The sequence below is a fragment of the Leptospira mayottensis 200901116 genome, assembly GCF_000306675.2.
Taxonomy (GTDB): domain Bacteria; phylum Spirochaetota; class Leptospiria; order Leptospirales; family Leptospiraceae; genus Leptospira; species Leptospira mayottensis.
Genome location: NZ_CP024871.1, coordinates 37164 through 58271, shown reverse-complemented (window position 1 = coordinate 58271; position 21108 = coordinate 37164). Strand labels below are relative to the sequence as shown.

Genomic DNA, 21108 nt, shown 5'->3' with positions numbered 1-21108 from the left:
TCGACTTGAATTCGAAGAACTTGAACTTCCGTTTTAACCTTTTTTTAATAGAAATAATTTTGTTGGAACAAATAGTATAAATTTTTAAAGTTTTATTTTTTCACGTTCGATCTTACGAAATCTTATCGAATAAAAATCGATACCTTCTTAAGCGAACCTTTTACACATTTGAAAAAGATATTGAGAATGTTTCTAAAATTCTTGGAATTAATTTTTCACTCTTAAATCATTACAAATCAGTTGTAAAATGTATCTTTAAAAATAAAACCCCCGTAATCCTACGAGGGTCTTTCAATGAAGAAGAAATTTTTTTTAACGAATCGATTACTTTTTTGGAATAAAACAATCAATTCCGTCGGTTTTTAATTTCGACTTCAACGATTCGGCGTCGGTTCTACTTGCGAAATCGCCCAATTGAATCACGAACAAACCATCTCTAGCAAATAGAAAGGTTTTTTCACCGTATTCTTGTCCGAGACTGGACTTATAAGCTTCCGCTTTGATTTGATCGCGGAAAACTCCTACTTGAACCGTATAACCCTTTGGAGAACCCTTCACATACTTTTCATTGGAGAGTGATTTGTTTGGATAATCTGATTTTTGAGGATTTAACTTTTCAGGCTTTCCGTCTTCCAAAAGAGCATTTTCCTCATCATCCGCGTTTTCAAGATCTTCCGACTCCTCACTGGCAGCTCCGCCGAGTTTTACTACTTTGATGCCTACTTTCGCAATGCCGATATCCTTAAAATCCAAAGTATCCGCCGCTTTTTCGGAAAGGTCGATGATCCTATCTTTGACAAAAGGCCCTCTATCGTTAACGCGAACTAAAACCTCTTTTTGATTTTCAAGATTTTGAACCCGGATGATGGAACCTAAAGGAAGAGTAGGATGCGCCGCGGTTAATTTTGTCTTATCGAACTTCTCTCCACTTGCGGTCGGCTTTCCGTGAAACTTAGCTCCGTACCAAGAAGACATACCAATTTCATCAAAATCTCCGGAATTTGTTTTTTCGGGAGGTTGTGCCTTTGCATATTTCTCAACGTTTAATTCCTCTTCAAAAGACCTGCGTCCGGGTTTTTGAGAAATGGAATTCGAACCAGCTCTATCCATCGGTGCAATTTCTTTTTCAAAAAATATCTCCGACGGATCTCCGGAAGCGCTGATATTTCGTTTAGATTCAACCGAAGCGCAAGACGTAAAAATGATCAAGGTGGTTAAAATTGCTACTTGTTTCATGATTTCCTCGGTTTTAACAATTCCTTTTTTAAATCGGTGGAATCGGAAAAAACCATTACAACTTTTTAAGTCACCCAAGTTCAAAATAATTCCGATAATTGTTCCATGACCGGGCTAGACATCAGCAAAACATTCAATCGAGCTCTGGCTTTGGAAAAAGAAGGTAAATATCCAGAAGCCGCTCAACTCTATGAAAGTCTGATCCAATCCCAGCCAAAGTACCAGAAATCCCACTTAAACTTGGGAGCGCTTTATTCCAAACAAGGCAATTCTAAAAAAGCGATCGAGACTTATCAGAAAGCCCTCGAAATCGGTAAAACTCCCGAACTTTACTACAATATCGGAGTAGAACTCTACAGAATTGGAAAGATTGAAACAGCAATTCGATCCTTGAAAAAATCCCTCGAAATTGAAAAGAAATTTCTGAAATCCCACATTCTACTCGCGTATTGCTATAGACAACTTGAGAAAGACGATAAAACGGAACTTTATTTCACGAATGCGATTCGGCTTGATCCTAAAAACCAAATGGCCCTTACCGCTCTCGCGACTTTATATTTCGAAAAAGAGCGTTGGAAAGAATGTCTTGAAACGGCCAACAAAGTCAATGATCTATATCCCGGCGATTCCAGGATGCAGGTACTTCTTTCCGAAGTACATACCCGTCTTGGAAATTTTAAGCAGTCCTTTGAAATTCTTAAACAAGCGACGACCCAATCAAAAGGGTTTACTCGTCTTTCGGATGCAATTGAAGAATCCAAAAAAAATCCGGAAGAAGCCACATTCTTTGATTCATTGGAAAAACTTACAAAGAATAAATTAGATGAATTCCGATCTAAATTTGAAATGAACAAAGAAAATCCGGAAGACTTTGCTCCTCCAAATCCTCAGGATGCACTTGATCTTTCACTCATGTATTTGTTCCATGGAGATAGAGAACAAGCTTTAAAGTATATGCTCTATGCTCAAAAGCAACTGGAAGAATCAAATGTACAGGAATCAAGCGATCTGTGACGCTATCCACAGGGAACGTTATGCGGAATTCAGAAAGCAAGATTACCAAAAGATAACAAAACATTTACGTTGGCTATTTGCGGAGCAAAAAAGAATAATTTGCGATGCGATCTATAAAGAACATTGCTCCAAATCTAAAACTCATCAGAATGATCCCAAAAGAAAAAATTTCAAATTGAATTGGAGAGCGTTTTTATTTATTCTAGGGCTCACTTCTCTTTTAAATCTTTGTATTTATCCGATCCGGGAAGCCGAAGCGTTAGAAAACGATATTTCATTCTTATATTTAAATTCCGCAGAATATTCCCAAGCGGAATTGGAAAAAATTACATCGATTTGGAAAGTAAGACAGCTTAAAGGAAAAGGCATAAGTGCAGAAGATAAAAACAATTTAGGGGTAATATTTGCGAAAAATTCTTTTCTGGACGACGCGGAATTCGCGTGGAAAGAATGTTTGAAAATTTCAGAATTTCATCCGGTTTGCTTTTCAAACCTGATTCGAATGCATTATCTAATTGATGAGTATGAAATTGCCAAAAAAGAAATTACTACTTATCTAAAGAACGCGAAAAAGGATCAAATTCAGCAGGTTCGAAAAATTCTTACGACTCAAAATCGAAGAGAAGAAACGATTCTGCTACTGGATGCCCAATCTAAAATCTCGGGTATGGAAGTCGCTTCTTGGGATGAATTGAGTACATATTTTCTCGAAAAGCAAGATTACGAAAAAGCGTATTTTTATCTAGAAAAAATTCTACAAATCGAGCCGTATCATAAGAACGCGCGTGCTTCCATGGTATTGTTAGCTCATGATTTGGAAAAATGGGACGACCTTTTGATGTTTGCAATGAATCTTCAGTCTACGGATGATAAAATTCCCGATTTGAACTATTACATTGCAAAAGCATATTATGAAAAACGAAATTACTCTGAAGCCTTGGAATGGATCCGAAAATCACCGGAATCGGAAAGAGAAACTTTTCCATTTGTAGAACTTTGGAAAAGAATTTTACTTTCCTTAAACCCAACCTCGGACTTACATCCGATCCTCCCTTATATCAAAAAAATGCAATCCAAAGGTTTGCAAATTCGGGAAGAAGATATTTTACCGACTCTCAATTCTTCCGGAAGAAAAACGATGGAGGATATTAAGGTCGGTCGTTGATTTGTGGTTTATTTTTCAAATCGCACTTAGAACTGATCTCAAAACTGCCTTCCGTGAGAGCAGCATTGTCGCGACACTATCACATCAGTCTTTTGAATGTAAGAACTACTGCGTTTTATACAGGCTTACTGAATGTTTGTAACTAATTTCTTTTAAGTTTTTAGCGCAAATTCTTAGAATTTGTCCCAAAATATGGAACAGAAGGTTTTAACAAACTTGAGTTTTGGTAACACTCTTATTGAGCGATTCATAAAGAACGAAGTTTAGTTTCATGTTAAGAGTAAATTGCAACGAAGTTAAAAAAATATAGGTATAGAAAGCATTCAGAAAGTTAATAAAGACTTTAGAATAGTAAAAATCTAAAACGCACATTTTTTCAAATGTTCCGACAAGAATGAGGCTTATTACTTGCAAAAAGTATGATTTTCTGATAGAGAAAAACCACCGCGGTTTGCGACCCTTAGGGAGCAATGTGGCTTTAGCTCCTCCACCGGCCTTTTTGACTCCGTCGATTCAAGGATATCACATTTCGAACCGTCTTACGTCCAAGAATCATATGAGTCTACGAATCGTAGCATAATCGCTTTCACATTTGTTGTGCCGAACTCACATTAGATAATTATCATTCTTATATTTACTTTGGTTCTATTCTTTAAATCCACAAGCAATATCACAAACGAAGCAAATTCCAAATTCCTAAAGCCTGTTTCAAATTTTTCGGCTCGTGAGTTCGAATATATTCCACATTTTGAATAGAAAGATAAAGTTCCGCAATCACAGTGGCGATCTCCCGTTCATCTACTTTCAACCCTCCGAGCGCATTCCCCAAAAAGGATTTTTTCGTAACCGAAACCATCATTGGAGAAAATTCTTCCTTGAGAGTCTGAATTTTTCTCAAAACTTCAAAACTCACTTGAAAATCAGGACTTAAGAAAAAACCCATACTAGGATCAAAAATCAACTGTTCTTGAGTAATTCCCTCATTTAATAAAACTTTTTTTCTTTCTCGAAAAAATTTTACGATTTCGAAAATAACATTTTGTGGAGTCAGATGGGATTGCACGTCGGGACGATTCGCATGATTATGAGAATACATCACGATAAACTTTCGATTTGTTCCCGCATATTTTGAAATTTCTCGAACGGATTCTTTATCTATAAATCCACGAATATGGTTGATAAATTCCACGCCAGCATCCAAAGAATTTGCAATTACTTTAGGCTGAAACGAATCCACAGAAATGCGGACTCCTTTTGCAAGCAAGTCTGGGATAAGATCTTTCATCCTCATCCATTCGATTTCAGAACCGACCAGATTCGCCTGAATGTTAGAAGACTGGGCACCAATATCGACTACATTTGCACCTTGAACTAGAAGGGAATCGGCTTTTTCAGAAGAAGCTTCCAGAGTGAGATATTTTCCTCCGTCTGAAAACGAATCCTCGGTAATGTTCAACACTCCGAAGATCGTAGGGGAATATGTCGCAGAATTCAAATCATGCTTACTTTCCATCTTTAAAAACTCAGATACAAAACCGATACTCTAAAAGAGATTCTGGAATTAAACTAAAAAACGGCAACTCTTCTACCTTCTTTTCGGAGCGGTTCATGCGTCCTTTTTCTAAATCGATTTTTCTTTTTACCTTTTGCATTCTTTCACCCATTTTTTCTCAACCTCTGCCGGATCTTCCAGAAAAACAATTCGGACAACCTCTCAATACACAGAGTGACGAATACAATCCGATTATCAGTCCCGACGGAAGATTTATAGTATTCCAATCCAATCGCCCGGGCGGAGAAGGCGGAATGGATCTTTGGATTTCTGAAAACGTTCGCTTTTTGGATAAAGAGATCCCAGCGGAATGGACTAAACCCGTAAATATGAATCAAAACATTCGGGAAGAATTAAAGCGCCCCCCCGTTCCGGGAGTTCGTAAGCCGAATCTTTTCAATTCGAACGCATTCGAAGGTGGCGTTTCCATTTTGTTTGATTCAAACAATGCTCCTTCGGAAATTTATTTCACTTCGACTTTGAATCCCGCAATCGGACGCTCCGGTTTCGAGGGCCTGAATATTTATAGAACGATTAAGGATAAAAAAACTGGAAGATGGACCGATCCCGAACATCTCAGTGAAATTAATTCAAACTTCAACGAGAAGATGCCTGCTATTTCTCCCGACGGAAATTTTTTAATCTTTTCTTCGGATCGTCCGGGAGGTTACGGCGATTTCGATCTTTGGATTTCGGTTCGAAATCCGAAAAATGGAAGTTGGTCTCAGCCTAAAAATTTAGGTTCTCCTCTCAACTCTTCAGAAAGCGAAATTCTTCCTTTTATCCATCAAGATGGAGAACAACTTTATTTCAGCTCTAATCGAGAAGACGAAAGAAAAAAATTTAAGATTTTTAGAATATTCTTAAAATATAAATCCGCGTTAGACGACATGTTGGAAGACGAAGAGGAAACAAAAGAAATTCCTAAATCCAAGCAAATCGAAACTCTAATTCCAAAAGTAGATCAATCCTCTTTGCTGCTTCTTCCCAAACCGTTTAATACAGATAAATGGGAAGTTTACGATAATGAGGGAATCAGTTTTGACAAGGACGGAATTTGGGCTTATATTTCTTCCAACCGAGCGGGCGGGGAAGGCCAATTCGATATTTACCGTTTTCAAGTCCCGGAATCTCTTCGCAACTCCTACATTTTGAACTTCAAAGGATTAGTTTTAGACGGTTCTGAAAAAACAATGATCGGATTAGATTCCACTTTAAAAATCTACGACGAAAATAAACCGGCAAGCGTAATCACTTCAAAAAGAATCGGTGGTGATCTGACTAAAGGGAAACCTTCGAATTTCGCCACAACCCTCCAAACCGGAAGAGTTTATAAAGTGGAAATCAGTTCTCCCGGCTTTCATCCCCAGGAAGATATTCTAGATCTTAGAGGAAATATAGGTAAAAATCGAAAGATCTACAGGACATACGTCCTTCTACCGATTCAAATCGGAGAAGGTAAAACGGAAGAAACGAAAGTCGAACCCGTAGACAATCAAAAACCTAGTTCGGCCGCCATGAAAGTAATCGTAGCAGACGCATCCACAAAACAAATCATTCCAGACGCGAAGGTTACTCTTTTTACACCGACAAACCGTAAGGGAGAATCTCTCGTTACAGACAAAAAATCTTTTTTGATAAATCGACTACCAGAAAGTGATTTTGAATTATTTGCTACAGCCCCGAAATATATTTCCGAAAGTATCAACATTATTCAAAAAAATATTTCCAAAAACGGAATTGTGACTATTTATCTCAGAGCAGAAAACGACGTAAACCCAATCTATAATCTACGAGTTTACTTCGAATTTAATAAAACAAAAATCACGAACGAGAATAAAAAGTTATTAGATTCACTTGTAGACTATCTTTTGAAAAATGCGTCCGATAAAATTGAAATCGGGGGACATACCGATAACGTAGCCTCCAAAGAATACAATACTAGACTGAGTGCCAAAAGAGCCCGCAACGTTTACGAATATTTTCTTTCAAAAGGGATCTCGGAAAAACGAATGAAAATAAGAGCTTACTGGTATTCACAACCGGACGCAGACAATGAAACAGAAACCGGAAGAGCAAAAAATAGAAGAGTTGGTTTTAGAAAACTCTAAGGAGTTTTCATGAGCACACAATTCCAAACGCATCTGCAGGCTCAAAGGTCTTGGGAAACGATCCAAGACTTGAGTAAAATCAAATACATTCTCAAGGAATATATTCACTTTCAAGGATTACTAGTCAAGGAATCCCCTTTTCATCAAGAATTAAACCCGATAGAAATTCGTGAAGACGGCACCTTTGTTTTTCCCATAGATTCGACTTTAACCAACGTAAACGACGAACTCGTGTTGTATAGGACCCTTTCCAAACACATTGAGATCAGTTTCGATGTGATCGAAAAAACCGCGACTCAAATCATATGCAAACCAATCTTCGCAAAAATCGCAAAAACAAAAAGGGTATCTCCTCGTGTCGAAGGGCTAATGGGAAAAGTTATAGCTCATAAATTTCTAATCCCCAGAAAAGAATTAGATATCATTAAAGTATTGGGAACCTCAGGACAGATCATACTCAACGACTTAAATCGTAAGGTAAAACAGATTTATCCATCCTCCAAACTAGTTTTTAATTCCTCCAAAGAACTTACACCCGAAGAAGAGTTGGTTAAGAAATACAAAAAGCCAATTTATATTCGAAATACATCCACTTTGGATTCAACGTCGGAAGGAGAATTTGCAAACTTAAATTTACTCCCGGTCAAAGAAACCCTTCAAGAAGAATTGATTCTGGAAGACAGACTTCGTTTTTTCAAAAGCAGCAAAACTCGTTCCCTTCTTATATACCCAATCTTATTCAGGAGTGACGGAGAAACCCAAATATTCGCTATGGGAGTGATCGAATCAAGCGAAGGTCCGATTTCGGATAAAGTCATTCCACTCTACGAGGAAATGGAGGAAATCTTCAATTCCAGAATGGGAGATTCCAATACGAAATCCTTGGACAAAAGGCAAAACATCCTGAACATATCAGAAGGAGGAATTCTTCTCGAAGTAACAGACCCGGAACTGATCGAATCTTTTTTACACAAACCTGTTTTTACGGCGGATATTACGTTTAAGATGCAAGCCCCTCTGCGATTCGCATTTCATATCCGACATATTTCCCAAGCCGGAGAAATCTATCACGTAGGAGCAGAAATAGTTGGCTCCAACGATGCTAAAGCAAATATGACTCTATTGAAGAAAAATATGAACTTCATTAAGACTCAGTAATTTGCTTTGGAAAATCAGAAAAACTTTTTAACCACTGCCCCTTATAAAGGCACTAGAGATTTTTATCCGGAGGAAATGTGTCTCCGAAACTGGATGTTTTCCGTTATGCGGGAAACTGTACTTTCTTTCGGCTATCAAGAATACGACGGGCCCATTCTAGAATCTTTTGATCTCTACAAGGCCAAAAGTGGAGAAGAAATCGTAGAACGGCAATTATACGACTTTATCGACAAAGGAGAACGAAGGGTCGCAATCCGTCCGGAAATGACTCCCACGCTTGCAAGAATGGTAGCCGGAAATCTCCGAAACCTTCCAAGACCCGTACGTTGGTTTTCCATTCCGAATTTGTGGAGATACGAACAACCTGGTAAAGGAAGGTTAAGAGAACACTGGCAATTGAATGTAGATCTTTTCGGAGTGGATACACACCGGGCCGAACTTGAAATTCTTTTGATCGCGGATTCGATTCTAAAAAAATTCGGAGCACCTACAGGAAGTTATCAGATTAAGGTTTCTCATAGAAAACTTTTAGACAGTTTTTTAAAGAGTTCCCTTAAACTCAACGACCATCAAGTCCACGGAGTTTCTAAACTTTTAGATAAAAAATCCAAAATTCCTCCGGAAACTTTCGAAGCCGAAATAAAACCGTTGCTAAACAACTTTAACGAACAATTTTCTCTTATCGAAACCTACCTTGCCTCCAATTTAGAAACTGTCTCTACAATCCCTGGAATCGACCCGGATTCCATTTATTTCGTTCGAAATTTATTTCAAGAGTTAGGCGAACTTGGAATCAATAAACAACTTGTATTTGATCCTTCTATCATTCGAGGATTCGATTATTACACTGGATGTATCTTCGAAGTATTCGATACAAATCCGGAAAACAGAAGATCATTGTACGGAGGAGGAAGATACGATAACCTCATCGGATTGTTTTCCAAAGAGCAATTATCTGGAATTGGTTTCGGGTTAGGCGACGTAACTCTAAAAAACTTCTTGGAAGGTCATAATCTCATTCCGGATCTGAGCAGAGAAAAAACCCTCTTCCTTCCGATCATGGACGAATCTACTTTCTTAGACACTTTCAAACTTTCGAAAGAACTCCGTGAAAATGGAATCCTCATCGAAACAATGCTAGATTCTGCAAAAATCGGAAAACAAATTCAGATCGCGGAAAAAAAAGGTTATCGTTACATATTGTTTCTTGGAGAATCGGAAATTCGTACGGAAACAGTTCAAATCAAAGACCTAGTTTCCGGAGAACAAAAAAGTCTCCCAAGAAAAGGACTTTCGGATATTCTCAAAAAAGACTTTCGACTTTGATAGATATCGTAGACCAAATCGATTTTTCACTCTCTACTTGGATTCGGACAAAACTCCATAATCCTAAGATGAGTCATGTCCTTTCCAAAATCAATCGGGGAGAAATATTTCTACTTATCCTTCTTCCCTTTCTTTATTTAAAAAACGACCTCCCGATCGTTTGGTATTGGGTTTTGATTTATACGGGTTTGGTGACTTATGCAAATGATCGTTTTGTTCTTTTTTTAAAAAAACTCATCGCAAGAAAAAGGCCTTTGATCACCGTCGCCGGAAAGGTAGATTCAAACCCAGACATGAAACATTCGTTTCCTTCCGCTCATGCGGCTAATTCCATGACTGCGGTTTTGATTCTTGTATTTTTGTTTAAATTTTCCCCCGCTTTGATTTTGATCAGTTTTTTAGCCGGAGTGGGAAGGCTACTTTCTCTCCATCACTTCGTAAGCGATGTGATTGGCGGTTGGATGATTGGAATAATTTTCGGTTTTTTTGGCTTACTTCTTGGCAACGTTCTTCTTAGGTTTTGCTGCTCCTGACTTCGAGCTTAAAGCATCTAACGTAAGTTTATGGCGAACTTCCCCCTTATAAACAATCGTTGTGGAAGAAAGAATTTCGTCGCTTAGATCGTGATTGATCTTTTTATCTTTAATTAATAGTTTAAGAAAATTTAAAACGTTTTTACTGAACATTTTAGAAGCATCCGCAGGAATCGAGCCCGCAAGATTTTTATGACCAATTACCGTTACCCCTCTTGGAGTGGTTACATTTTGTCCATGTTTTGTATATTCGCAGTTTCCTCCCATGGAAGACGCAAGATCCACAATTACGGAACCAGATTTCATATTATCCACAATCTTCTTCGTAATCAATAAAGGAGCTTTCTTTCCCGGAATCAACGCAGTCGTTATGATTATGTCCGCCTTTTGAGCATATTTATCGATGGCTTCTTGCTGGCGTTTTTTGTATTCTTCAGTCTGCTCTACCGCATAACCACCAGCAGCAGCGGAATGCGAAGCGCCTTCCACTTCCACAAACTTTGCACCAAGAGAATGAACCTGCTCTTTTACTTCCGGTCTTGTATCGAATACATCTACTACTGCACCCAATCTCCTGCTGGAAGCGATCGCTTGTAAACCTGCAACTCCAGCTCCAATGATCAGCACAGAAGCAGGTGTGATCGTTCCAGCTGCAGTCGTAAGCATTGGAAAAAATCTAGCTAGATGAGAAGCCGCAAGTAGCACCGCTTTGTAACCAGCAACGGTCGCTTGGGAAGAAAGAACATCCATCGACTGAGCTCTTGTAATTCTTGCGATCGCATCCAAACTTAAAACTTCTACTTTTTTAGAGGCAAGTTTTTGGATGGCTGATGCATTTATCGCAGGCTGGAACATCCCGAGATAAATCGTTCCCGGTTTAATCTTTGCTAATGTTGCAGGATCCGCAAGATGAATGCTTATTATAATATTGGATTTGCCAATAATATCTTGGCGAGATACAAGACTTGCTCCAACTTTTTTATAATCTTCATCGTGATAATAAGATTGTTCCCCGGCACCTTTTTCAACAAGGACAACCGCCCCAATTTTTTTCAATGCATCTACGACGTCGGGAGTTACAGATACTCTCGTTTCTTCTTTAGCTTCTTTTAGAATTCCAATATTCATAATTCATTCCCGGTGATCAATCAATAGCGTGTTGTTCCGGACCCGCTTGGTAAAGTACGTCCAGAATTTCTTTGTATAAATTTAATCCAAGTTATTTTTGAAGTATTCGATGGTTTTCCGAATTCCTTCCACAAGAGGAACTTTTGGCTCGAACCTCAGTCGTTGTTTTGCGAGAGTTAAATCGGGTTTTCTACGCGCTGGGTCGTCCTGAGGCAATGGCTTGTGAACGATCTTGGATGAAGAACCCGTTTCCTTTAAAACCAACTCGGCTAATTGGCGAACGGTAAACTCCCCATCGTTCCCGAGATTGACTGGGCCATTAAAATCTTCAGTGTTCATCATACGAATGATCCCATCAACCAAATCATCCACATAACAGAAAGAACGGGTTTGTTCACCTTCTCCATACAATGTTATGTCTTCTCTTTTGAGTGCTTGTACGATAAAATTACTAACCACTCTTCCATCGTCCGGAAGCATTCTAGGTCCGTATGTATTGAAAATACGAATCACACGAATATCCACTTTATGATTTCTCTGATAATCAAAGCAAAGAGTTTCTGCGACTCGTTTTCCTTCGTCGTAACAACTTCTGATTCCGATCGGATTTACGTTTCCCCAATACGTTTCTTTTTGCGGATGCTCCAATGGATTCCCGTAAACTTCGCTAGTAGATGCTTGAAGAATCCTGGCTTTTACTCTTTTTGCAAGACCGAGCATATTCATCATCCCTAAGACGTTTGTTTTGATCGTTTTAATCGCGTTGGATTGATAGTGAACCGGACTTGCAGGACAAGCCATATTGTAGATCTGATCAACTTCGAGCTTGATCGGATCCGTTATATCGTGTCTGATAAATTCGAACTTGGGATCGTTCAAAAGTTTTTGAATGTTCTTCTTTCTTCCGGTATGCAAATTATCCAAACAGATGACTTCGTTGCCTTCTTTCAAAAGTCTTTCGCATAGATGAGATCCGATAAATCCAGCACCGCCAGTGATTAATATTCTTTGTTGATTCATAATTCTTCTTTTTCCAAAAACTCCGTCGGCAGGGGTTTTCCGTTTAAATCAAGTCCCTTATTGAAAAACCATTCCATAACTTCGGGGGTTACTTCTCCCGGAAACGGTACTTCCGTATTTCCGCTCTCCTGGAAAGAATTTTCTACTTGTGGAACTTCTTGTTCTTGAATACTCGATTGGAAAACTTTTTTAATAGATACAAATATGATGGATAAGCTAAAAAAGGACCAAAGGAGGGCAATCAAATATCCCAAGACGATCACAGATTTCGGAACTTCTTGCGTAGGATTTGCTCCAGTAATCCACACCGCCATAATCCCCGCATCCGTATATGCGATGTTTCCGGTAAAATCTAAAAGATCGTACAAACTATAAAGAGAAATGCTAGTTCCTATAAAAACAAGAACGAATTGATTGATTTTAAGATTGAAAAATCCGAGTATTACAAATCCTAAACCCCAAAGAATTCCGGTATATTGAGCAAGATTTCCGGGTTTGGAATAAGAAATCGTCATGAGCAAAAGAATCGTTCCGAAAGAAATCAAGGTCGGACGTATCATCTTTCCGGAAAAACCTCGATTTAATAACAAACCTCCCATTAAACAAGATCCCAAATATCCGGCAGATACTACGAAAATAAAAGAGCTGGTTCCAGAACTTGGTATCGCTATGGTTTCTCCCGATTCATTTCCGTGAAGTTCAATGGTATGAACTGAACCTCCGGTCAACAAAGCGGCAACCGCATGACCGATTTCATGGATGAAAACGATAAAGTCTTTTAGATAACCGACAAGACGATGATCCCAAAAGGAAAAAAGTGTGAGTACTATGGAAATAAAAATCGTCAGCCTGAGAAACCGATTCCCCATTGGTCTATTTATCGGTAGATTTTTTTTATTTCCGAGAAAAATTAAAAGCCGTCCCAAAACCTCAAAATGTAGGAACTACTACAATCTTAGATAACGGAAAAAACCGTTAATCCGTGAGAATCAAACTACTACGTTTTTTAGAAACTTCCTAGATGTTTTAGGGATATTTTTCGAGGTTTTGAAATAGGTTTCTAAGACGTTTTAAAATGTTTTAGAATTTCATACAACTTCGTCGTTTTAAGAATCGATTCGTCTACAAGTTGTTTTATCCCTTTTGAAGTCTTGGCAATGGATTCGGAATTTTCCGCAATATTCTGCATCGATAAAGAAATTTCCTCGGAAGCGGTTTTTTGAAATCCGGAAGATTCTCTCACAGTCTCACCGAGTCGATTGACTTGATCTGTATTTTTTCTGATTTCAGCTAATTTCTCCACTTGAGCAAACAGAGACGCTGTTACGATCGTTGCGGAAGAATTTACTTCGCTGATATAATCCGTAAGCTGACTGGCAATAGTTAGAGATCTTTGAAACTTTTCCGCCCCAAGATCGACTGCTTTCGTAGTATTGTCGATTAGGTTTATAATCTCCTTAATTGATTTTCGAGTCTGATCCGCTAATTTTGATATCTCTTCCGCCACTACACTAAAACCTTTTCCCGCCTCACCCGCTCTTGCGGATTCGATGGATGCGTTCAATGATAACAAATTCGTTTTTTCCGAAATCGAAGTGATAATCCCAACGATCTTTGAAATTCCATTAGAATATTCTTTAATTTCATTCATTGCGAGAATCGCCCTCTCGAATGTTTCCTCACTTTGAGAAGCCTTTTGTTTTATGGAAGTAGTTTGAGAAGCAAGACTATCCATTGATTTAGATACGTTTTGAATTGATTCGTTTACTTTTCCAATCCCATCGTTGATTGCCGTCAAACTAGACGATTGCAAATGAATCGATTTTACGATTCCGTCCAAAGTTGAGGACAATTCCTGCGACGCAGATGCAGTCTCTTCCACGGAAGCAGCCTGGTCGTGAGTTTTTAATTGAAATTGTTCAGCTGACTGGGAAAGAAATCGATAAAGTTCTTGATTCTTTTCGAAATTCTCTTTGATCTGAACCAACAATCCCCAAATGCTGATTACAAGTATATGAAGGCCGGAATGAATTTCGAATACTTCGGAACTTCCTTTTCTTTCGGGAACTTCTATGAGAAAGTTTCCAGATACGATTTCTTTTTGAATTGAAATGACTTCGCGGATCCCCTTTCGATAATTCAAAATCGTCTTTACTAAAAGAAGCATTCCGATCGTCCCGCAGGTAATACTAAAGACGGGTAAAAAAAACAAACCGTTTCGAATCCACTCAAGATTTGCTAACAACAAAGGAACAAAAGCAAATATAATATATAAGGTGACGATCCTTCCGAAAAGTCCCAATTTTTTGAATAATGCCTGAATACCCGCTTTTAATTTCCAGAAGAACGACTTCGTATTCCGCAGTTCGTCGAAAAGAATTTCCGCTCTTTTGATTTGTTTCTGAGTCGCTTTTTTTCGGACAGACATATAACCGGATACGATACCCTCGCTCATCACTGGAGTAATAGTAGCATCTACCCAATAATAATCTCCCGACTTCGCTCGGTTTTTTATAACCCCACCCCAAGGATTTCCTCCTTTGATTGTTTCCCACATTTCTCGAAAGACCTCAGGAGGAACGGCCGGATGGCGGATAAGATTGTGAGATTCACCTATCATTTCTCTCTCGGAAAAACCGCTAATACGTGCAAAGTCCTGACTTACATACGAAATTTTCCCTTTAGTATCCGTACGTGAAATTAGAACCGCGTTGGTAGGTACCTCTATCTCTTGATTTGTAACCGGAAGATTTTTTCTCATTCAAAATCCTTATTCGTTACATAAAAAATAAATACCAAGTAGTTAAAAGAAAAATTTCAAATAACTATGGAAAAGAAATGAACAAATAAAAGTCTCATGAAATAATTAATAAAATTGAATATACTAGAGACTCGTTTTCATTTCTTATATTTAAGTAGTCCATATATATAATCTATCAGAATCAGATGCGCACTTATGATCCTCAAGGAGTGTGCGTTTTTTGCGACATGCGCTGTTTTCTTGATTTGAATCATGATTGTTTTCAACTTTAACGTAATGTGTTCTTAAAGTTCTTTGTACGGACTTCGTACATTAACTATAAAGTCTATTCTGAAAGCCTCTTTTTACTTTGATTAGTTTCTACAAAGCCTTCAATGCTGATTCATAAAAAATTAACGCTTTGAAATGATTATAACCGATTTTTGCAAATTACTTACTACTCACATTTACAATGGTAAACGTCAAAATTTAGAGTCTGTCTCAGGATGTAAAAACTCCTACGTTTTATTACGAGCTTATCAAACAATTGTAACTGATTTCTTTTAAAGTTTTTAAGACAGGCTATAAAGTAAAAATAGAACCCACAACGAATCGGTTACTTCAAGAAAAAGTATGATTTTATGCACTAGAAAGATAGTTGATTACGCAAGAGAAATAATTGACTAACTTTCTTGTTCAAATCAATATTTTCCCTGAAAAGAGTTCAATCTACATTAAAAAATAGGAAATATAATAAACTACTCAGCATTCAAAACTGATGCAGACAAACCGAACTCTGGTAATTCGTCTTTATAATGGTGAATAAAATGCTTTGAGTCCTTCAAAGATACGATTAATTATTTATTTCATTTACTAAGACAATACAATCGGATAAGCTCTAAAACAAATTCACAACTCGTCTGCGACGTTCGATAAAATGTCTAAATCCAAATAAAACTTTTCATAGATATTTGCAATATTGATCTATACCAAAAGAATAGGTTTATGAGCGCTAAGCTTTCTTTTTTTATTTCCGGTTCATTTCATATTTTATTATTTCTTTTTTTTTCTACGACTTTCTTTAAATTTCCACAAATTGAGGATTTAAAAATCCATCTCAAAAAAGGAATAAGCCAAAGTGTAACTCTGAATTTTTTAGAAGAAGGTGTCGGTAAAAATTCCAAATCCTTTATGTCTGAAAATTCCGATAACGTGGGAACCTTACGAAAAGAAATTGAAAAATTTAAGAATGAAATTCACTTTCCGCAAGGAGCTCTCGACCAAAGACTGGAATCGGATTGTTCTTGGGAAGTAAAAATAAAATCTGACGGAAAGGGCGAAATTTTTAGAACTCTTCAACCTTGTAAATATTCGATCTTCGAAGTCGAATTCATTAGGGCCCTGAGAACTTGGAAATTTGATCTTAAAGAGGGAACAAGCCTGATCATTCCGGTTTCCTTTAAAGTATATGATAGAGAATTCTGAAGTCAACGAATGGTATGCTCTTTATACCAATCCTAGAGCCGAAAAAAAATTAAAACGATTACTCCAAGAAAGAAAAATCGAATGTTTTCTTCCTCTAATTTCTAAAAAGAAAAAATGGTCCGACCGTTGGAAAGTCGTCGAAGAGCCAATGTACCCTTCTTATATTTTCGTAAAAATCTCATTCTTCCAAGACAGAGTCAAAATTTTACAATTACCCGGAGCGCATCATTTCGTATTCTATGGTGGAAAACCGTACATAATTCCAGACGAAGATCTTAATTTAGTTCGAATTTTTTTGGAAACGTATCCGGATAAAATTCAAGTTGAAATCCAGGAAAGACTTCTCCCGGGTAAAAAGGTCCTCATTCAAGAAGGACCTTTTGCAGGATTTAAAGCCGAAATTATCCAGAGAAAAAACGAGGAACAAATCATCGTCAAATTTCCTGGAATGAATTTGATGACTTCGGTAACTTTAGATGTAAAAACGTTAAAATTGGAGGAAACCCTTGGATCCAATTTTTGAAAAGATAGAAAAAGCAATTGATACGGAAATAGAATCCATTATCCATTTTAGAAAAAATTTAGACCCTTCAATCAAACAAGCGATCGAACTAATCCTCCAATCCAAAGGAAAACTGATCGTGACCGGTGTCGGTAAATCCGGGGACGTCGGTAAAAAAATCTCTTCTACGTTGTCTTCTACGGGAACACCTTCCATTTTCTTACATCCCGCCGACGCAGCTCACGGAGATGCGGGTATCATTTCTAGCGAAGACGTAATCATCGCAATTGGCAAGTCGGGTGAAAGTGAAGAGTTGTTAAATCTAATCCCTACGATTAAAAACATCGGCGCAAAACTAATTTCTATGACAGCTAACGTAGAATCTAAACTTGCAAAAGAATCCGACATTGTTTTAATAACTCCCGTTTTAAAAGAGGCTTGTCCTCTTGAATTAGCCCCTACTTCCAGCACTACGATCGCTTTGATTTTGGGAGATGCAATCGCCATGTGTTTGATGGAGTTGAAAAATTTCAAAAAAGAAAATTTTGCACTTTATCATCCCGCAGGACGCCTAGGTAAACGTCTGAGTTTAAAAATAGACGACATTATGCGAAACGGAAAAGACCTAGCAAAAGTATTACCGGACGCTAAATTAGAAGATATACTCACCGAGATTACCGTAAAGAGGCAAGGCGCTACGGGAGTTACGGATTTATCGGGAAAACTCCTGGGAATCATTACAGACTTTGACATTCGCAAAAAATTGAAAGAAGGTAAATTGGATTCTTCCATTTCGGCGGAGCAATTGATGAATCCGAATCCTACTATGTTTCAATCTGGATCGAACGCTTATGAAGTTTTGAGACAAATGGAATCTAGGCCGAATCCGATTTCAGTCGCACCGATCGTAGACGGCTCTAAAAAATTGATCGGAATCGTTTCCATTCACGATCTTTTGCAAAAAGGTCTTTAATTCATGAACATTCGAGAATTTAAAATCGTTCTTACGATAGATGAAAACGAATTTTTTTCTCTTGAAAAACACCCTGCTTGCGATTGGATCGAAATTCGCCTCGATCTATTTTCTCCGAAAAACATCGGACAAAAACTCACAGATAAGATCGGAAAATTGAATGCGAAATGCATTTTCACTTATAGACAAACGGGTGATACGGATCAAGTTACGTCGTCTAAAAAAGAAGAATTCGATTTTTATCAAGTAGTTTCTAAAATCGATCCTAAGAATCACTATCTTGACTTGGAATTAAATCGCTCCAACGATCTTTTTAAAATACACGCAGACGACGGTTTCGGTTTGGTGCGATCCGTTCATAAGTTCGACGGAATTTTGTCGGAACAAGAAATCATAGATTGGGTTCGTAAGGATCCCTACTTAGAAAGAAAAAAGTACAGATCAATCCTTCCTTTAGTTTATAAATTTGCCGTATTTCCGAATTCCATTCATGAACTGGCAGAATTTCTTTTTTCTTTTAGGAAGATTGTAAACGAATTCAAAGAATCGAATATACTTTTCACAGGAATCTGTATGGGACCTTTAGGAATAATTTCAAGAGCATTCCCTGATTCTTTCGGCTCTATTTTCACTTATTGTTGTTTGAACGAACCAAAAGCGCCCGGTCAAGTGGACTTGAATTCTTTAATCCGACTGAGAAATCTACTTTAACACATTTCTTTATCTGCAATCGGAACGGTATTCATAATACTTCTCGTAAGAAGACATCTAATTGTGTTAATTTAAGAAAAGAATATAATACGAACCAAACTTTCTATTATTATTGATAAGCTTTCATCCGCAAATACGGTAGAATTCTCTTGAGAATGTAAGAACCCCTATATGAATTGAATAACAAAAAAGACCGCTCTAAAATTCATAAATCATCTAAGAACACAATCTTAGGATTTACAAACGTAAATTCGTTTGTCTTCTGTTTATAACGAAAGTCATCCCAAAAGACTTTACATAATTTTAAGGATGATTTTTAAGAGGAAGTCCTACAATAAATTCAAGTCTTATCCAAAGCCTGAGAATTCTGATTCGTTTCTTGATCGGATCCCTTAGTCTCTAAAAAAGATTTAAAGGAAGATTTTTCCTTGAATCGGTCGAATTCTTTTTCTTCCGCCGCGGCCGACCAAATTTCCGGTTTCATATTTGCGGCTTTACGTATATATTCCATAGTCTTTTCAAGGTCGTCCTTATTCGCATAACATTTTGCTAATAAGTAATACGCACCTGAAGAACCGTTTACTTTTACTAAAAGTAAAATCGCTTGGTCTACCTTTCCAGTATAATAATAAGCTTTACCCAAATAAAAGCGATATTCTCTTTCTTCTTCCTCAGAAACTTGAACAGAATGAAAATAACGAAGAGCCTTTGTGTATTCTCCATGATTTGTATAATAACGGGCTAATTTTAAAATTCCATCGTTGTAAACATCGGGCAAATTTTTGAACTCTGGATTTTCTTTTTCCAGTTTGGAGGCGATTTCCTTTAATATGGCATATCCTTCGTTTTCTTCTTTATTTTGAATTTTACAAAGGGCCAAATACATTCGAATCTCATGCGTCCTTTCGCCAAATTCAAGTGCCTTCTCGGCAGTTTTAATCGAATTTTCGCAATCTTTAATCTCGTATTTAAGTTTCGTCAATCCGATTAAGGGTTGGATCGTACCATTTATAGCGTAAGATTTTCTATAATATTTTACCGCCTCTTCATAATGCTTCATTTTATGATATGCAACTGCTTGGTTTAAATTGGTATAATATAACATCTTAGGGTTATTCATTCCGATCTTATCCTCAAGTTTATCTAAAACCTCAAGAGCTTCCGAATATTTTTCAAGACGAATGAGAATAACACCATACTTGTAAAGATAATCATCCTTTTCGGGAAAGTCCTTTACAAGTTCTTCCAAAAGATTTTCTGCCTGTTGAAACTTTTTATGATTTGCATAAACAAGAGAAAGATTCCAACGAGCGGAAACGTCATTTGGTTCTTTCTTAAGAATTTTAAGATAATCTTCTTCCGTATTCGGTCCATCAATCTCTGATTCTTCCGTATGTTTTTTAGGACGATGATGCACCACATGACCAGAAGAAAGTCTTTCCTCTGCAGTAGCTTTTATTTTCTGAATATGAGTTAAATCAGGATTGATTCTCAAAAGCCGATTTGAGTAAGAAATCACCTCATGATAATCCCTTTGATAGTTAAAATAGAGAATGATTTTTTGATAACAGTTGACTAAATCCCTTTTAGGTAAATTAAGACTGACTGCTTTTTTAAAACTTTGAATGGACTTGGGATAGTCCTTCCTATATTCGTAGATATAACCCATGTACATCCACGCTTCACCGGACGCCGGATTTGTATCGTTAAACTTTTGGAACTCATCCATGGCCTTGGAAAAGTCCTTTTTTGCATAAAACTTTTTACCTTCTTTCAAATCCGCATATAACGAAGTTAAGAAAGAACACAAAAAAATCGAAAAAAACAAAATTCGAAAAGCCATAGAACCAAATATCGGAAAGGAAACCTTTTTTAAAAGTGAATTTGTAGTCCCTTTTTGGTTTATAATAAATTTCCTAAAATACATCCCCAAAAAGACCTTACTTTACCCCTAAACATGTTCATATATTATAAACTATTTTGTAATAAGTTCAATTTTTCTGGTCTTTTTAACTCGAGGGATTAAAAAACTCGGAAGTGTCAAATTCATCATAGTAATTCACGGATATACGAAAGCGACTATTGTATAAATGTCTCTGTAATCCCTTGTTTGGATCTATGGCTCTTTTTAGGTAGAATTCGTTGTTCGAATCGATCCACGTGAATTCTATGTATGAGTAAATTTTTGGGATTGAATTTTTTTCAAAAATCAACCGAATTTGGGACTATGGCCCATTATAAACGGACTCTCCCATACACGGAAAGATAAGCTCAGGCCGCGTTGTATCTCCTTGAAGTATATTTTTACCGTCATTCGGCGTGAGTTCGAACAAAATCCTTCCTATTCCCTAAGACCATTTTACGAAAGTTCCGTTCCCGGTTGATCCGCCTTAAATCAATACAATTTCTGCGCTTACGTTGGAATACTTTTTGATCATTGAAATTGTTTCAATC

The 21108-nt window shown here is 37.4% G+C and carries 17 protein-coding genes; 10 read left to right on the top strand and 7 right to left on the bottom strand.

Features of this window, described 5'->3' with window-relative positions; genetic code table 11:
* Positions 1-324: 324 nt before the first annotated feature.
* Complete coding sequence (gene mpl36, locus LEP1GSC190_RS00245) at positions 325-1236, bottom strand: RlpA family plasminogen-binding lipoprotein MPL36 (RefSeq protein ID WP_081586334.1); 912 nt, start codon at positions 1234-1236, stop codon at positions 325-327.
* A 105-nt stretch (positions 1237-1341) separates the two neighbouring features.
* Between mpl36 and LEP1GSC190_RS00240 the strand changes: the two genes are divergently transcribed.
* On the top strand, positions 1342-2250 hold the full coding sequence (locus tag LEP1GSC190_RS00240) for a tetratricopeptide repeat protein (protein WP_002746660.1): 909 nt from the start codon (positions 1342-1344) through the stop codon (positions 2248-2250).
* On the top strand, positions 2225-3415 hold the full coding sequence (locus LEP1GSC190_RS00235; RefSeq protein WP_002746576.1) for a tetratricopeptide repeat protein: 1191 nt from the start codon (positions 2225-2227) through the stop codon (positions 3413-3415). The genes LEP1GSC190_RS00240 and LEP1GSC190_RS00235 overlap by 26 nt, the downstream gene beginning before the upstream one ends.
* Positions 3416-4085: 670 nt before the next feature.
* Here the strand turns inward: LEP1GSC190_RS00235 and folP are convergent.
* Positions 4086-4928: a dihydropteroate synthase gene (gene folP, locus LEP1GSC190_RS00230; protein ID WP_036036381.1), complete on the bottom strand. Its 843-nt coding sequence runs from the start codon at positions 4926-4928 to the stop codon at positions 4086-4088.
* A gap of 95 nt (positions 4929-5023) precedes the next feature.
* Between folP and LEP1GSC190_RS00225 the strand changes: the two genes are divergently transcribed.
* From LEP1GSC190_RS00225 to LEP1GSC190_RS00210, 4 genes are read left to right on the top strand one after another with little or no spacing between them, the layout of a single operon-like run.
* Positions 5024-7078, top strand: coding sequence for an OmpA family protein (locus LEP1GSC190_RS00225; protein ID WP_002746692.1), 2055 nt, complete (start codon positions 5024-5026; stop codon positions 7076-7078).
* A gap of 9 nt (positions 7079-7087) precedes the next feature.
* Complete coding sequence (locus tag LEP1GSC190_RS00220; RefSeq protein WP_002746524.1) at positions 7088-8236, top strand: DUF1577 domain-containing protein; 1149 nt, start codon at positions 7088-7090, stop codon at positions 8234-8236.
* 6 nt (positions 8237-8242) lie between these two features.
* Positions 8243-9562, top strand: a complete 1320-nt coding sequence (gene hisS / locus LEP1GSC190_RS00215; protein WP_002746572.1) for a histidine--tRNA ligase — start codon at positions 8243-8245, stop codon at positions 9560-9562.
* Positions 9559-10095: a phosphatase PAP2 family protein gene (locus LEP1GSC190_RS00210; protein WP_002746592.1), complete on the top strand. Its 537-nt coding sequence runs from the start codon at positions 9559-9561 to the stop codon at positions 10093-10095. Before hisS ends, LEP1GSC190_RS00210 begins: the two co-directional genes overlap by 4 nt.
* Here the strand turns inward: LEP1GSC190_RS00210 and LEP1GSC190_RS00205 are convergent.
* From LEP1GSC190_RS00205 to LEP1GSC190_RS00190, 4 genes are all read right to left on the bottom strand, one after another.
* Positions 10054-11223, bottom strand: a complete 1170-nt coding sequence (locus LEP1GSC190_RS00205; RefSeq protein WP_002746604.1) for a Re/Si-specific NAD(P)(+) transhydrogenase subunit alpha — start codon at positions 11221-11223, stop codon at positions 10054-10056. The genes LEP1GSC190_RS00210 and LEP1GSC190_RS00205 overlap by 42 nt on opposite strands.
* A gap of 81 nt (positions 11224-11304) precedes the next feature.
* Complete coding sequence (locus LEP1GSC190_RS00200; protein WP_002746672.1) at positions 11305-12243, bottom strand: UDP-glucuronic acid decarboxylase family protein; 939 nt, start codon at positions 12241-12243, stop codon at positions 11305-11307.
* Positions 12240-13112, bottom strand: a complete 873-nt coding sequence (locus LEP1GSC190_RS00195) for a M50 family metallopeptidase (RefSeq protein WP_002746584.1) — start codon at positions 13110-13112, stop codon at positions 12240-12242. The genes LEP1GSC190_RS00200 and LEP1GSC190_RS00195 overlap by 4 nt, the downstream gene beginning before the upstream one ends.
* Before the next feature lie 191 nt (positions 13113-13303).
* A complete protein-coding gene (locus LEP1GSC190_RS00190; RefSeq protein ID WP_002746554.1) occupies positions 13304-15004 on the bottom strand; it encodes a methyl-accepting chemotaxis protein in 1701 nt (566 codons plus the stop codon).
* A gap of 984 nt (positions 15005-15988) precedes the next feature.
* Between LEP1GSC190_RS00190 and LEP1GSC190_RS00185 the strand changes: the two genes are divergently transcribed.
* The 4 genes from LEP1GSC190_RS00185 to LEP1GSC190_RS00170 are packed head-to-tail and all read left to right on the top strand — an operon-like array spanning position 15989 to position 18654.
* Positions 15989-16468 carry an LIC_10042 family TonB-like protein gene (locus LEP1GSC190_RS00185; RefSeq protein ID WP_002746544.1) on the top strand — a complete coding sequence of 160 codons (480 nt, stop codon included), beginning with the start codon at positions 15989-15991 and terminating at the stop codon, positions 16466-16468.
* A complete protein-coding gene (locus LEP1GSC190_RS00180) occupies positions 16452-16991 on the top strand; it encodes a UpxY family transcription antiterminator (RefSeq protein WP_002746630.1) in 540 nt (179 codons plus the stop codon). The genes LEP1GSC190_RS00185 and LEP1GSC190_RS00180 overlap by 17 nt, the downstream gene beginning before the upstream one ends.
* Positions 16975-17943, top strand: coding sequence for a KpsF/GutQ family sugar-phosphate isomerase (locus LEP1GSC190_RS00175; RefSeq protein WP_002746616.1), 969 nt, complete (start codon positions 16975-16977; stop codon positions 17941-17943). Before LEP1GSC190_RS00180 ends, LEP1GSC190_RS00175 begins: the two co-directional genes overlap by 17 nt.
* A gap of 3 nt (positions 17944-17946) precedes the next feature.
* The gene (locus tag LEP1GSC190_RS00170; RefSeq protein ID WP_002746644.1) at positions 17947-18654 is read left to right on the top strand and encodes a type I 3-dehydroquinate dehydratase; all 708 of its coding nucleotides are present in this window, start codon (positions 17947-17949) and stop codon (positions 18652-18654) included.
* 340 nt (positions 18655-18994) lie between these two features.
* Here LEP1GSC190_RS00170 and LEP1GSC190_RS00165 read toward each other — a convergent pair whose 3' ends face one another.
* Positions 18995-20497, bottom strand: coding sequence for a tetratricopeptide repeat protein (locus tag LEP1GSC190_RS00165; protein WP_036047833.1), 1503 nt, complete (start codon positions 20495-20497; stop codon positions 18995-18997).
* Positions 20498-21108: the final 611 nt, after the last annotated feature.

Excerpts from the sequence above, each read along its gene's own strand:
- LEP1GSC190_RS00235 (WP_002746576.1), top strand. The coding sequence starts at position 2,225 with ATGTACAGGAATCAAGCGATCTGTGACGCTATCCACAGGGAACGTTAT.
- LEP1GSC190_RS00185 (WP_002746544.1), top strand. The coding sequence starts at position 15,989 with ATGAGCGCTAAGCTTTCTTTTTTTATTTCCGGTTCATTTCATATTTTA.
- LEP1GSC190_RS00190 (WP_002746554.1), bottom strand. The coding sequence starts at position 15,004 with ATGAGAAAAAATCTTCCGGTTACAAATCAAGAGATAGAGGTACCTACC.
- LEP1GSC190_RS00180 (WP_002746630.1), top strand. The coding sequence starts at position 16,452 with ATGATAGAGAATTCTGAAGTCAACGAATGGTATGCTCTTTATACCAAT.
- folP (WP_036036381.1), bottom strand. The coding sequence starts at position 4,928 with ATGGAAAGTAAGCATGATTTGAATTCTGCGACATATTCCCCTACGATC.
- mpl36 (WP_081586334.1), bottom strand. The coding sequence starts at position 1,236 with ATGAAACAAGTAGCAATTTTAACCACCTTGATCATTTTTACGTCTTGC.
- LEP1GSC190_RS00195 (WP_002746584.1), bottom strand. The coding sequence starts at position 13,112 with ATGGGGAATCGGTTTCTCAGGCTGACGATTTTTATTTCCATAGTACTC.
- LEP1GSC190_RS00225 (WP_002746692.1), top strand. The coding sequence starts at position 5,024 with ATGCGTCCTTTTTCTAAATCGATTTTTCTTTTTACCTTTTGCATTCTT.
- LEP1GSC190_RS00170 (WP_002746644.1), top strand. The coding sequence starts at position 17,947 with ATGAACATTCGAGAATTTAAAATCGTTCTTACGATAGATGAAAACGAA.
- LEP1GSC190_RS00205 (WP_002746604.1), bottom strand. The coding sequence starts at position 11,223 with ATGAATATTGGAATTCTAAAAGAAGCTAAAGAAGAAACGAGAGTATCT.
- LEP1GSC190_RS00220 (WP_002746524.1), top strand. The coding sequence starts at position 7,088 with ATGAGCACACAATTCCAAACGCATCTGCAGGCTCAAAGGTCTTGGGAA.
- LEP1GSC190_RS00165 (WP_036047833.1), bottom strand. The coding sequence starts at position 20,497 with ATGGCTTTTCGAATTTTGTTTTTTTCGATTTTTTTGTGTTCTTTCTTA.
- LEP1GSC190_RS00200 (WP_002746672.1), bottom strand. The coding sequence starts at position 12,243 with ATGAATCAACAAAGAATATTAATCACTGGCGGTGCTGGATTTATCGGA.
- LEP1GSC190_RS00240 (WP_002746660.1), top strand. The coding sequence starts at position 1,342 with ATGACCGGGCTAGACATCAGCAAAACATTCAATCGAGCTCTGGCTTTG.